The organism is Flavobacterium kingsejongi, from assembly GCF_003076475.1.
GTDB classification, from domain to species: domain Bacteria; phylum Bacteroidota; class Bacteroidia; order Flavobacteriales; family Flavobacteriaceae; genus Flavobacterium; species Flavobacterium kingsejongi.
The window spans coordinates 2,417,864-2,430,404 of the sequence record NZ_CP020919.1; the positions used below are offsets into that span (position 1 = coordinate 2,417,864).

At 39.5% G+C, this 12,541-nt stretch carries 13 protein-coding genes; 8 read left to right on the forward strand and 5 right to left on the reverse strand.

Translation table 11 applies throughout. The features are described 5' to 3' along the window. Positions 1 to 223 precede the first annotated feature (223 nt). The 3 genes from rplS to FK004_RS10635 all read right to left on the reverse strand — a co-directional run bounded on the left by rplS (position 224) and on the right by FK004_RS10635 (position 2,005). Positions 224 to 574 carry a 50S ribosomal protein L19 gene (gene rplS, locus FK004_RS10625; RefSeq protein ID WP_108737235.1) on the reverse strand — a complete coding sequence of 117 codons (351 nt, stop codon included), beginning with the start codon at positions 572 to 574 and terminating at the stop codon, positions 224 to 226. Positions 575 to 755: 181 nt separating this feature from the next. After that, on the reverse strand, positions 756 to 1,433 hold the full coding sequence (gene trmD, locus FK004_RS10630) for a tRNA (guanosine(37)-N1)-methyltransferase TrmD (protein WP_108737236.1): 678 nt from the start codon (positions 1,431 to 1,433) through the stop codon (positions 756 to 758). Between the two features lie 122 nt (positions 1,434 to 1,555). Beyond that, a complete protein-coding gene (locus tag FK004_RS10635; protein ID WP_108737237.1) occupies positions 1,556 to 2,005 on the reverse strand; it encodes a DUF1569 domain-containing protein in 450 nt (149 codons plus the stop codon). Between the two features lie 152 nt (positions 2,006 to 2,157). On the opposite strand from FK004_RS10635, the gene FK004_RS10640 reads away from it, so the two are divergent. The 8 genes from FK004_RS10640 to FK004_RS10675 all read left to right on the forward strand — a co-directional run bounded on the left by FK004_RS10640 (position 2,158) and on the right by FK004_RS10675 (position 8,980). After that, positions 2,158 to 3,330: an MFS transporter gene (locus FK004_RS10640; protein WP_108737238.1), complete on the forward strand. Its 1,173-nt coding sequence runs from the start codon at positions 2,158 to 2,160 to the stop codon at positions 3,328 to 3,330. A gap of 114 nt (positions 3,331 to 3,444) precedes the next feature. Then, a complete protein-coding gene (locus tag FK004_RS10645) occupies positions 3,445 to 4,377 on the forward strand; it encodes a peptidylprolyl isomerase (RefSeq protein ID WP_108737239.1) in 933 nt (310 codons plus the stop codon). A gap of 176 nt (positions 4,378 to 4,553) precedes the next feature. Then, positions 4,554 to 5,465: a GNAT family N-acetyltransferase gene (locus tag FK004_RS10650; RefSeq protein WP_108737240.1), complete on the forward strand. Its 912-nt coding sequence runs from the start codon at positions 4,554 to 4,556 to the stop codon at positions 5,463 to 5,465. A gap of 203 nt (positions 5,466 to 5,668) precedes the next feature. Continuing rightward, complete coding sequence (locus FK004_RS10655; RefSeq protein ID WP_108737241.1) at positions 5,669 to 5,896, forward strand: microviridin/marinostatin family tricyclic proteinase inhibitor; 228 nt, start codon at positions 5,669 to 5,671, stop codon at positions 5,894 to 5,896. Between the two features lie 227 nt (positions 5,897 to 6,123). Next, on the forward strand, positions 6,124 to 6,330 hold the full coding sequence (locus FK004_RS10660) for a microviridin/marinostatin family tricyclic proteinase inhibitor (protein WP_108737242.1): 207 nt from the start codon (positions 6,124 to 6,126) through the stop codon (positions 6,328 to 6,330). Between the two features lie 253 nt (positions 6,331 to 6,583). Further along, a complete protein-coding gene (locus tag FK004_RS10665) occupies positions 6,584 to 6,802 on the forward strand; it encodes a microviridin/marinostatin family tricyclic proteinase inhibitor (RefSeq protein ID WP_108737243.1) in 219 nt (72 codons plus the stop codon). Between the two features lie 109 nt (positions 6,803 to 6,911). Continuing rightward, on the forward strand, positions 6,912 to 7,913 hold the full coding sequence (locus FK004_RS10670) for an MvdC/MvdD family ATP grasp protein (RefSeq protein WP_157956074.1): 1,002 nt from the start codon (positions 6,912 to 6,914) through the stop codon (positions 7,911 to 7,913). A 47-nt stretch (positions 7,914 to 7,960) separates the two neighbouring features. Continuing rightward, positions 7,961 to 8,980, forward strand: coding sequence for an MvdC/MvdD family ATP grasp protein (locus FK004_RS10675; protein WP_108737245.1), 1,020 nt, complete (start codon positions 7,961 to 7,963; stop codon positions 8,978 to 8,980). Between the two features lie 253 nt (positions 8,981 to 9,233). Here the strand turns inward: FK004_RS10675 and FK004_RS10680 are convergent, their stop codons facing one another. Continuing rightward, on the reverse strand, positions 9,234 to 10,445 hold the full coding sequence (locus FK004_RS10680; protein ID WP_108735429.1) for an IS256 family transposase: 1,212 nt from the start codon (positions 10,443 to 10,445) through the stop codon (positions 9,234 to 9,236). 781 nt (positions 10,446 to 11,226) lie between these two features. Then, entirely contained in the window at positions 11,227 to 12,540 is a 1,314-nt protein-coding gene (locus FK004_RS10685; protein WP_108737246.1) for a TolC family protein, read from the reverse strand. Between the last annotated feature and the right edge of the window lies 1 nt (position 12,541).

Genomic DNA, 12,541 nt, shown 5'->3' on the forward strand with positions numbered 1-12,541 from the left:
AATGAGAAATCAATACGTATCATTCCTCATTTTAAATCGAATAGTAAAATATTTAAGGCTTCCTTAATTAGTTTGCAATCACCGGATTAATGGATATTTCACAATAGCCGGGAAGACATCGTTTTTTTAAGAAATGAATCGATTAAAGGGACTTCATGGTAAGGGGATAAGGCAAAAAAAAATCCCGGCAATGCCGGGATTTTTATAGTCGAAAGACAATAGATTATCTTCTTCTGTCTTTAATTTTTGCTTTTTTACCAGTAAGTTCTCTAAAGTAGAAAATACGAGCTCTACGTACTTTACCTCTTTTGTTAACTTCAACTTTTTGTAAAGCAGGAAGGTTAACTGGGAAGATACGCTCAACACCGATAGCACCTGACATTTTACGGATTGTAAAAGTTTCAGTGTTTCCAGAACCTCTTCTTTGAAGTACAACTCCTTTGAAGAACTGAGTTCTTGTTTTTTCACCCTCTTTAATTTCGTAGTAAACCGTGATAGTATCACCAGCTCCGAACACAGGGAAATCTTTTCTTGCAACGAACTCGTCTTGAACGAATTTCAATAAATCTGCCATTTTGACTTAATTTAAATTGGTTGATCAGAACAACATTCACGGTTCTCGCCAGAGGTTGATCTAAATTTGGCTGCAAATGTAAAAAAAATATTTTGAATTTTATATTTTAAAAGATACAATTATAGTAAAAATGTATCAGTAGGCTAATGTGTTTATCATTAGGCTGTTTGATGTACTGAAATTAATCTTCCAGTAAATCCGGGCGCCTGTTTTTGGTATGTTCGTATGCCATGTCTTCACGCCACTTATCGATTTTTGCAAAATGTCCGCTGAGTAAAACATCCGGAACCTTCCATCCTTTGTATTCTGCCGGGCGTGTATAAATAGGTCCGGATAGTAAATTATCCTGGAAACTGTCGGTCAGGGCAGAAGTTTCGTCACTGAGTACTCCGGGAATCAGGCGGATCAGGGCATCAGACAATACCAGTGCTCCAAGTTCGCCACCCGATAAAACGTAATCGCCAATCGAAATTTCTTTTGTAATAAACTGGTCCCGTACACGTTGGTCTACTCCTTTATAATGTCCGCAGAGGATAATGATGTTTTTCAGCATTGACATTTTATTGGCCATGCCCTGGTTCAGGGTTTCCCCATCAGGACTCATATAGATGATCTCGTCGTAGGTACGCTCACTTTTTAGTTTCGCAATACAATCGTCTATCGGTTGTATCATCATCACCATACCGGCACCACCACCAAATTGATAATCATCCACGCTTTTTTGCCGGTTTGTGGTATAGTCCCGTAAGTTGTGAAAATGAACTTCCACAAGTCCTTTGTCTATAGCTCTTTTCATAATGGAAGCTTCAAAAGGGCTTCGGAGCAATTCCGGTAAAACAGTAATGATATCAATCCGCATAACATAAAAATTTGACCGCAAAGGTAGTCTATCTGTTTAAAAATAGAAAACCTTAATTCGGATGGTGTGTTTTCGTACCCAAGGGGAACGATAATTATAGTTTGTAAAGTAAAAAGAAGTGGTTAAACGCCAAATTGTTTCAAATGGTGATCCAGGTGTTTCCATTGCATGTAATCCCATTCTTCCGGAGTCAGGGTACCGAATATCGGATGTTTCGGATTGCGTATTACGCTATGGCCTTCCTCTGAAAAACGCTTGATCATAGCAATAAGGTCTTTTTTGGAAGCATGGAAATCATGCATGCCTTTTACTTCAAATTCTTTAGCGGTAGGCAGGTTGTTTTTGAAAGGCGTATCGCTCATGATACTCTTTTTGATCATTTTTCCGAACAGGAATCCCATAAGCCCACGTTTGATGACCAATTCACCAAAAGCTACCTTAATTAGGAGCTGGCAGTGCACCAGCATCTGGCCAACATTCATGGTGCCCCATTCGTTAAGTGTGATTGGGGAAAGTTGTTCAATCCTGTTGATAATTGCCTGATTGCCTTCGGCATTAAAAATGCTTTTCATGATTTGATTTTATAAAAAGCGAATTTACAAAAATCCGGGCGGATCACATATTTATTTTTTGAGAGTGCGTTTCTTTTTTTACAGGAGAAAAATAGCGGTATTTTTAGGATAAATTTAGAGGTATAGCCAACTATAGTTTTTATTTTTGCCGCATGAATTTACCAAAATCAAGTGTCTTGTTTATGGCAGCCTGTACCGGTCTTATAGTAGCTAATTTATACTACTGCCAACCCCTTATTATTTTAATTGCAAATGAATTTAATATTCCAGAAGGTGATGCCGGAAGGATTACCTATCTCACCCAGGCAGGCTATGCGATAGGGCTGTTTTTTATGGTGCCACTGGGTGATAAGCTGGAACGTAAAAAACAAATTATGGTCACTACGTTTGCCTCGGTTATTGGTTTGGCTATTGCGGCTACAGCTAAAAGTTTCCTGATCCTTCAAATCGCCAGCTTATTAATAGGTATTACTTCTATAGTTCCACAGTTAATCCTTCCCTTGGCAGCGTCGCTTAGTGCGCCTGAGCAAAGAGGCAAAGTAGTAGGGACTATTATGAGTGGATTGTTGGTTGGTATCCTGCTGTCACGTACGCTTAGTGGATTTATCGGACAGTTATGGGGCTGGAGGAGCATGTTCTGGATCGCTGCCGGGATTTGCCTCCTGATATTTTTTATTATTCAAAAACAATTCCCATACAATAAACCGGTTTTTCACGGCAGTTACGGCAGTTTGATAAAGTCCCTTTTTTCCCTTATTAAAGAACAGCCTTTATTGCGGGAAGCCACAATGATTAATGCGTTGTGTTTTGCACAATTTGGCGCCTTTTGGACCACTATGGTATTGCTGCTTTCGGGAGCGCCGTTTCATTTTAACAGTGCCACCATTGGGATGTTTGGGATTGTAGGAGCTTCGGGGGCACTTGCAGCACCGTTAGTAGGAAAGATGGGAGATAAAGGAAATTCCAGGATAGCTGTAGGGTACGGCTGCCTGATGATGTTGCTCAGTTTTGTTGTATTTTATTTTTCAGGATCCAGCATCATTGGGATGATTGTCGGGATTGTATGTATTGATATTGGTTTGCAGGTCGTTCATATTTCCAACCAGACGCGGGTATATTCGATTCTGCCCGAAGCCCGGAACAGGATGAATACAGTTTATATGTCCTTTAGCTTTTTAGGAACTGCAGCCGGATCGGCTTTCGGGCTATGGTTGTGGAATATAGGAAGATGGGAGGCAGTAACCGCTGGTTGCGCAGTACTTTCGCTATTGTCATTGGTAGTCTATGCCATGACTTATAAAAAGAAAGTTGCTGTTGTGGAGTAATACGGTAAAGAAAAGCCTAAATCGGACTGCGGTCAATGCAGAAACAATCGATTCAAGCATCGGGTCTTTTCCGAATTAATTTGTAAATTTGCCCATAAATAAAAAATAATCATAATGGAAAACGGAATATACGCAAAATTTAATACTCCAAAAGGAGCTATTTTAGTAAAGCTTACACACGATAAAACACCTGGAACGGTAGGGAACTTTGTAGCATTGGCTGAAGGTAACCTGGAAAACAAAGCAATACCACAAGGAAAACCATATTATGACGGATTGAAATTTCACCGTGTAATTCCGGAATTTATGATTCAGGGTGGTGATCCACAGGGAACAGGTTCAGGTGGTCCTGGCTACCAGTTTGATGATGAATTTCATCCGGAACTGAAACACGACCGTCCGGGAGTATTGTCGATGGCCAATTCAGGGCCAGGCTCTAACGGTTCTCAGTTTTTTATTACCCATATCCCAACAGAATGGCTGGATAACAAGCATACTGTTTTCGGACATGTAATAGAAGGACAGGATGTTGTAGATGCTGTTGCTCAGGGCGATCTTATTGAAAGCCTGGAAATCCTGAGAGTAGGCGACGAAGCTCAAAAATGGAATGCTGTTGAGGCTTTCCGTACTTTTGAAGGATCCCGTGAAAAAAGAATTGAGGATGCCAAAAGACAGGCTGAAGAAAAAATGGAAAAATTAGCGGCTGGTTTTGAAAAAACCGAAAGTGGCCTGCGTTATAAAATTATCCAGAAAGGAAACGGAAAACCTGCAGAAAACGGTAAAACGGTTGCTGTACACTATTCCGGATCACTGGAAAACGGACAAGTATTTGATTCTTCTTATAAAAGAAAAGAACCAATCGAATTCCCATTAGGAAAAGGAAATGTTATTGCAGGATGGGACGAAGGTATCGCTTTGCTTCAGGAAGGTGATAAAGCACGTTTTGTAATTCCTTCTCATTTAGGATATGGATCAAGAGGCGCAGGTGGTGTTATTCCTCCGGATGCTACACTGATTTTCGATGTAGAACTGATGAAGGTAAAATAATACCGCTTTCATAAAGAACAAACCGTTTTATAAAACGCATGGCAATGTAGAAAAAGGAAATCCGCTGTAAAGCTGGTTTCTTTTTTCTACATTGTTTGTTTGTACCCAGTGCAAACGAAAGCATAAGGCTGTACACTTTTTGGGGATGTCATCCAGCCCACTTAAAAACAATAAAAATGACAAAAATGATAGTAAACGGTAAAGAATATACCTATATAAAAAATTACAAAAACGATACCTCCCTACGAAAGGTTTTTAATGAACTAACGCGGGAAACCTGGGGATTTGATTTTGAATCCTGGTATGAAAGTGGCTTTTGGGATGACAATTGTATTTTGTATTCCCTGATTGACGGCACTCAAATGGTTTCGCATATTACTGTAAATGTGATTCATTTTACGGTACTGGGGGAAAAGAAAAAATATGTACAATTGGGTACCGTAATGACCGCTGTTGCTTATCGGAAACAAGGGCTGAATAAAATCCTTATGGATATTGTTTTAGCGGAATGGAAAGGCAATTGTGATATGCTGTACCTGTATGCCAATGACACTGTTTTGGACTTCTATCCTAAATTTGGTTTTGCACCAGTACCGGAATACAAAGCAATGAAGGCAATAAGCAGTGTTGAAAACCCTTATTCCATACGGAAAATGGACCTTGCGACTATTGCAGATCAGGAGCTACTGGAAGTTTTAGGGCAGAGTGCAGTTGCCCAGTTTGCCATTTCCGCAACACAAAACCTGGGACTGATTATGTTTTATTGCCGGTTTTTTGAGGTATTTAGTTTTAGGGATAACCTCTATTACGCTACTGACCTGAATGCAATAGTGGTGGCGGAATATCAGGAGGATACTTTGGTAATTTATGATATCCTGGCTCCGGAAGTAGTTGTTATAGATGCTGTAATCGCAGCTTTAACAACTCCAGAAACAACAAAAGTAGTACTACAGGTGATGCCTCACGTTACCAATGGTTATACTATTGAACCTCATAAAGAAGAAGATCTTACGTTGTTTGTGATGGGCAATCAAAAGGAATTGTTTGAAAAAAACCAACTTATTTTTCCGATGTTATCCCATACATAATCCATTTTTAAATATTTTTTTCAATTAATTTTTTAATCCTTCGAAAGGGCTGTGAACTATTGAAAATAATAGGGAAAACGGCAATTTTATTTTGTATAGTACTGGTAATCATTGTGTTTTTTTATTTTTTAAACTTTGTTTTATTGAAAATTATGCTAACTTCGGGGAACTATTAATCAATATTAACTCCAAATTTTAAGATCATGAACAATGACAAGAAAGAATTAAAAAAGCCTTTTTTTGCTAATTTCCTGGAAAACCAACTTTCTGAAGAGGAGAGAAAAAAAGTAAATGGTGGTGATGTTACATCAAAATTAGATGACAATGACACACCAATTTCGCCAGTTAAACCGGTAACTATGCCAGTTAGGGATCTGCAACACACGTTGAAATATCCTTCTGACGGAGATGATGATACGCAATATGTATAAATAGTACTTTAAAGAATTGTACTCCCGGATTACAATTTCTTTGTAAATAAGCCCTTGTTGTTGCTACAGCAAGGGCTTTTTTATGCGTTGTAACGGAAGAAGTTATTTGTAATTTTATTTTGGTCACTTCATGTTATTGATAAATATTTTGCTAAAAATGTATGTGATGTTCTTAAAATAAGTAACTTCGGCAGACTATTAATTCATTAACCCCAAATATTAGTATCATGAAAAATGACAAAAAAGAATTAAAGAAACCGTTTTTTGCTAATTTCCTGGAAAGCCAGCTTTCGGAAGCCGAAACAAAAAAAGTAAACGGTGGTGTAACTTCACCATTGGGTGATGTCGAAGTTCCGACTACAAAACCGGCGAAAGACATTCAGCACACGATGAAATATCCTTCTGATGGGGATGACGATGTTAATTACGTCTAATATCAGTTTCCAAAAGCACAGGTAACGATTGGTTATACTGCTTTTGAGAATCAGCCCTTGTATTTTCGGATGCAAGGGCTTTTTTTAAGGAATATTATTTCGCTTTGAAGTAGCATTTTTACAGGGAATTGCGGTTGTTTTTTTAGTCAATATTAAATAAAATCGATAATTTTTTAGCGGAAAAATTATATTATGTTCTTAAAATAATTAACTTCGGGACACTATTAGTTAATTAACCCCAAATTACAAGATCATGAAAAATGACAAAAAAGAATTAAAAAAACCATTCTTCGCAAACTTCCTTGAAAACCAACTTTCTCAAGAGGATACTAAAGGAGTGAGTGGAGGAGCAACATCTCCAACGCTTGATGTAGTAGATGGAACGCCACCAGTTACAAAACCGGTGAACGATCAGAATCATACATTAAAATATCCATCTGATGGAGATGATGATGTGCAGTCACCTATCTAAATGATTTATGGGAAAGCAACAGTAGCACCAGCTGGTGTTGCTTTTTTTATTACGCTCAGGTATTCCCATATCATGGGCTTTTTTTTTACTAAATCTATGACGCTATTAAATGATACTATGTCTTACCCATAGCAACGATTATTATACTGTCGACATTGTAATGAAGCGGTTTTCCGAGCTTGGAATCGAGACCTACCGACTGAATACCGATCGTTTTTCCGATCAGTTGTCCTTTGATTATTCCATTAGCAATACAGCCGCTACGGTAACAATAACCGATGGCGACCGTACTATAACTTTAGGAGAGGTGACAGGAGTCTGGCACCGAAAATCCTGGTCTATAGCGGTACCGGAAGATCTGGACGATAATTTTAAGAGCATTTACCTGCAGGAATATGGAACAATGCGGGCCATTTTTATGGAAGCCCTTAAACAGGTACCCTGGTTTAACCGGTTAAGTGCTGATATTCGTATTGGGAATAACAAATGGGAACAATTAGCTGCGGCGGTACAACAGGGTATAGAGATCCCCAGGAGTTTGTTTACCAATGATGAAGAAAAAGTAAAAACCTTCTTTTATCAGGAATGTGACAAACAGATGATTGCCAAATTACACGGCTCACTGGCTAAAAGCATGTCGGGAGCGACAGGTTTTTTTCCCACCACGCTAATTGGTGAATCCAATCTTGATGGATTGGGGGGACTGGTGTATTGCCCGATGATTTTCCAGGAACTGATTCCCAAAGCTTACGAATTGCGGATTATTTACATCGATGGTATTTTTTTTACCGGAAAGATCAATGCCGGAACATCACAACGCGGAAAAACTGACTGGCGTATTGCCACTGATGTGGCCCTGGGCTGGGAAGCTTATACACTTCCGGATGCTATTTGCACTGCCCTGACTAAAATGATGCAGCAGCTTGAACTTTTTTTTGGTGCAATCGATATGATTCGCCATACTGACGGGCGCTATGTTTTTCTGGAAGTGAATCCACAGGGGGAATGGGGCATGCTCCAAAGAGACCTGAATTATCCAATCGGTGAAACGATTGCTGAACAAATAACGGCTGCAGTAGCTGTACAACACACTGCCCTAATGAATGATTAACCTAAAAATAAAGTGGTATTCTAACGGATGCTGCCCAAATCACGATTATGAAAAAAGTACTAATTATTACCCACACGAATGATAATGAAGCAACCCAATCGGTAGCAGACCATTTGGAAAAATATAATGCGACCGTGATCCGCTTTAATGTAGATGAATATCCGTTACACTACAGCCTGAGCAGCTGTTATGAAGACAAAGAATGGAAAATATACCTGGATTACAAAGGTAAACGCGAAGCCATCCATGATATTACGGCTTTGTGGTACCGCCGCAGTTTTAATTTAGGAAATGGCCTGAGGGAAATACTGGGAGGTAAATTTTTATCGTCGGTTCATGGAGAAATCCGGATTACTTTATTCGGGATGCTGGAGAGTATGAATTGTTTCCAGATTGGAAAATTCAGCCATTACAGACGAATGGACAGTAAGGAAGAACAGATGAAAATTGCCGCAGCGGTAGGACTCAATATTCCTGAAACCTGTATTGCCAATAGTCCGGAGGAAGCGCGGCGTTTCGTAAAAGACCATCCGAATGGTGCGATTGCCAAAATGCAGGGTTCTTTTGCAATTGACAAAGAAGGGGTGGAGCAGGTTGTGTTTACCAATGTTATTACAGAAGATAATCTGGATGATATTGACACTCTTCAATATTGCCCGATGCAATTCCAGGAAAAACTGGAAAAACAAAAAGAACTGCGGGTGACGATTGTGGGCGATAAAGTATTTTCTTTTGCTGTGGATTCGCAAAAACTGGAAAATGCAAAAGTCGACTGGCGTCGTGAAGGCGTAGAATTGCTTCAACAATGGGTGCCTTTTGACTTACCTGAAACTATAAAAGAAAAGCTGCTGAAACTGATGGATGTGTATCAGATCAATTATGGTGCAATTGACATCATCCTCACACCGGAAAATGAATATTATTTCCTGGAAATCAATGCGGCAGGAGAATTTTTCTGGCTGGATCGCCTGTGTGATGCGGCCATATCCGATCAGATTGCAAAAGTGCTTGCGGGTGAAGCCTATAGAAGGTATACGCCGGTTTTGCCACAGGAAGTATTGGTATAATTAAAACAAGTACGATATAATGCTGAGTACTCTTTTTTAATAAAGAGCTGAATTAAATAGTAAAGAGGCTATTTCACGAATCGGTGGAATAGCCTCTTTTTATTGGGATAAACTATTTCTTATCTCTGCTGCTTCCTGACTTTCGGTAGGTGTGGTTTTAATTTATATAGGTGTGTGTTGAGCTTCGGTAGGTGTGGTTTTAATTGCTATAGGTGTGTGTTGGAGACTGGTCGAAATTTTGTGTAAACAGTTCTTAGTGTTTAATATTACACCTTTCTCCAAATATGACCAAGAACTGATTCATGATTAATCCCCAGCTTGGTATTGCATTTATCCAGCTTTTTTCACAATTTTGTATTGCTAAATAGACTGATTTCTTGACGCTTTTTTCATCTGGGAACTGCACTTTTGTTTTGGTATATTTTCTAATTCCCCTGTTTAAGTTTTCTATTGTATTTGTGGTGTACATTATTTTCCTGATTTCAGCAGGATAGGCCAAAAAAGGCATGAGATTTTCCCAATTCTTTTCCCAGGAGCAAACGGCATATTTATATTTTGCTTCCCAGTTTTTTTTAAATTCAGCCAGAGCTAAAACGGCTTCTTCCTGATTTATTGCAGTATATACTTCTTTCATTGCACTGCAAAATGCTTTTCTATCCTTAACTACTACAAACTTAAGGCTATTCCTTATTTGATGAACAATGCAAAGCTGGGATTCTGTATTTGGAAAAACACCTCTGATAGCTTTTGTAAATCCGGTAAGGTTATCTGTACAGGCAATGAGAATATCCTTTACTCCACGAGATTTTATGTCAGAGAGTACAGTCATCCAAAATGAAGCCGACTCTTCTTTATTTAGCCACATTCCTAATACTTCTTTCTTACCATCTGTTTTTAGTCCGATTACAATGTAAATTGCATGGTTTTCATATTTCCCATCTGTTCTTACTTTCATATGCACAGCATCCATCCAAACAATCAGATACTGTGGTTCTAAAGCCCTTTTAGTCCATAAATCAACATCAGCCAGTATTCTATCAGAGATGGTCGAAATCGTGGACTCACTTACTGATATCCCATAAACTTCTTTAACTTGTTCTACAATATCACTACGGGTCATTCCACGACTGTACATTCCTAAAATAGCATCTTCAATCTTTTCACTCATCGATTGGCCTTTTCCGATGACCTGAGGCTCGAATTCACCATTTCTATCCCGGGGAATAGCCAGGACCATATTGCCCAAAGTCTCTGATTTTATATTCTTTGAGAAAGAACCATTACGGCTATTGCCTGTATTGTATCCGTCAATATTATGCTTCTCATATCCCAGATGAGCATCCAATTCTCCCTGGAGTAGCTGTTCAATGCCTTGTTTATACAGGTCTTGAAAAAAAGTATGGAAGTCTTCTTTGTTTTTAAATTGCTTTGCAAAATCTTTGGGTAATTTACCATCTTCGATCATAATCCGCTCTTTTTAAATTATTTAAATGTAGTTCTTTTAAATTCTATACTTAATGATCTGTTGTTTTTTGGCTAAGCCTTAAAATCTCAAATCAAATTAAAATCAATTTCTACGTTTACACAATCTAACGACTACTCCCGTGTGTTGAGCTTCGGTAGGTGTGGTTTTAATTGCTATAGGCGTTTGTTGAGCTTCGGTAGGTGTGGTTTTAATTTCTATAGGTGTGTGTTGAGCTTCGGTAGGTATGGATTCAATTGCTATAGGGCTGTGTTGAGCTTCGGTAGGCGTGGTTTTAATTTCTATAGGTGTGTATTGAGCTTCGGTAGGTGTGGTTTTAATTGCTATAGGTGTGTGTTGAGTTTCGGTAGGTGTGGACTCAATTGTTATAGGTGTGTGTTGAGAAAGGTTAAAAGTAAGAGGGGAGAAGTAAGAGGGGAAAAGTAAGAGGGGAAAAGTAAGAGGGGAAAAGTAAGAGGGGAAAAGTAAGAGGGGAAAAGTAAGAGGGGAAAAGTAAGAGGGGAAAAGTAAGAGGGGAAAAGTAAAAGGGAGCAATAAAAATAGCAATGTGAAAAGTAAACAGAGCGATGAGAGGAATAAGAGGGAATGAATGTCTCACTGCGTTAGGGATAGCAGCGGGTAGCCCGGAATGAGGAGGAACGACGCGATGAGGACTAAGAGCGTATAGCCCGGCCGAAGGTAACGCCCAGTCTTGAGCTATTTTAAAAATATAAAAAAACCGGCTGATTTGGGAGCAGCCGGTTGGAATTGTGTAGGTAGGCCTTTACTCTAATTTCAGGTTTCCGGCAAGTTCTTTTAAGGTGATTTCGGATAGTTTTGCCAGGTATTGTGCATTGCTATTGCGTACTCTCGCATTCACATAATTCAGTTGTGCGGTCCGGAATTCAATAGGGGTTATCGTACCTATTTTGAATTTTGCCATAGTGATATCAAGGTTCTCCTTTGCAATTTCCTCATTTTTTTTCTCGACTTCAATCAACAATAAATTGGTGAGGTAGGTTTGGTAAGCGGTAGAAAGTTGTGTCGTTATGGCCTGCGTTTGTTGTTCGTAGGTCAATTGAGAGTTTTGAATCATGAGGGCAGCTACCTTTTCATTCCGGCGTTGGTTGAATCCATCAAAGAGATTCAGGGAAGCCGAAAAACCATAGTTAAATCCTTTGGAAGAAGACTGGGTGGTAAAACCAAGGCTCGATTGGCTCTCGGCAAAATTATAGCCTGTGTTCACGCTCACGGTAGGATAACGGTTTGCTTTTACCTGCTTGAGTTCCAGTTCCAGGACCCGCTTATTCATCTGGGCAATCTGTAACTGTGGATTTTGTTCCTGGGCCAATTCTACCAGATCGGGCAATATTAATACGTTTTCCATCACAATGCTGTCCATCACGTGGAAAGGGGTATTGGGATCGCGTGCTAAAATCTGGTTCAGCAGGATTTTAGTATTCGCATTGAGTTCTTTTTGGCGCAGCAGGTTGGTGGTGTCGGTATTGATATCTACTTTGGCATTCAGGACTTCTAATTTTGAGGCTTTACCGATTTTATAGCGGTTTTCGGCCGTCATCAGGCGTTGTTCTGAAATCGCGATTGCAGTATCCATTGCTGTGAGCTGCTGTTTTTGCTGTACGAGGTCGTAATAGGTCGTAATGACACTGCTTACTTTTGTGAGTATGGTCAGTTTCAGTTCCGCTTCTCCTACTTTTTTCAGCTCTTTGAGTTGGTCGTGGAGGGCAAACATCCGGAATCCGTCAAAAATGGTCCAGTCCAGTCCCACACCATAATTAAGGCTGTTGTTCTGGGCGTTGTTGAGCGTATTTACCGTACCGTCCAAACGGGTCTGGGTGGTATTCTGATGGCTCTTATTATCGGAGATTGTGGCCTGTAGTATCGGTAGCATTCCGGCATTTCCAATGGAGACATTCTGTTCATCGACTTTAAGGTCGTTGGCAGAAACACGGATTTCATAATTGTTTTCTAATGCAATTTTTACAGCATTTTCAACCGTCAGCAGGTCTTGTGCATTCGTTTTGACAACGGCAAAAACCAGGATGATCAGGGTGCGGAGAAAGATTTTCATCTTCATA

Coding starts and splice junctions, on each gene's coding strand:
- rplS (WP_108737235.1), bottom strand. CDS start 574: ATGGCAGATTTATTGAAATTCGTTCAAGACGAGTTCGTTGCAAGAAAA.
- trmD (WP_108737236.1), bottom strand. CDS start 1,433: ATGCGGATTGATATCATTACTGTTTTACCGGAATTGCTCCGAAGCCCT.
- FK004_RS10635 (WP_108737237.1), bottom strand. CDS start 2,005: ATGAAAAGCATTTTTAATGCCGAAGGCAATCAGGCAATTATCAACAGG.
- FK004_RS10640 (WP_108737238.1), top strand. CDS start 2,158: ATGAATTTACCAAAATCAAGTGTCTTGTTTATGGCAGCCTGTACCGGT.
- FK004_RS10645 (WP_108737239.1), top strand. CDS start 3,445: ATGGAAAACGGAATATACGCAAAATTTAATACTCCAAAAGGAGCTATT.
- FK004_RS10650 (WP_108737240.1), top strand. CDS start 4,554: ATGACAAAAATGATAGTAAACGGTAAAGAATATACCTATATAAAAAAT.
- FK004_RS10655 (WP_108737241.1), top strand. CDS start 5,669: ATGAACAATGACAAGAAAGAATTAAAAAAGCCTTTTTTTGCTAATTTC.
- FK004_RS10660 (WP_108737242.1), top strand. CDS start 6,124: ATGAAAAATGACAAAAAAGAATTAAAGAAACCGTTTTTTGCTAATTTC.
- FK004_RS10665 (WP_108737243.1), top strand. CDS start 6,584: ATGAAAAATGACAAAAAAGAATTAAAAAAACCATTCTTCGCAAACTTC.
- FK004_RS10670 (WP_157956074.1), top strand. CDS start 6,912: ATGATACTATGTCTTACCCATAGCAACGATTATTATACTGTCGACATT.
- FK004_RS10675 (WP_108737245.1), top strand. CDS start 7,961: ATGAAAAAAGTACTAATTATTACCCACACGAATGATAATGAAGCAACC.
- FK004_RS10680 (WP_108735429.1), bottom strand. CDS start 10,445: ATGATCGAAGATGGTAAATTACCCAAAGATTTTGCAAAGCAATTTAAA.
- FK004_RS10685 (WP_108737246.1), bottom strand. CDS start 12,540: ATGAAGATGAAAATCTTTCTCCGCACCCTGATCATCCTGGTTTTTGCC.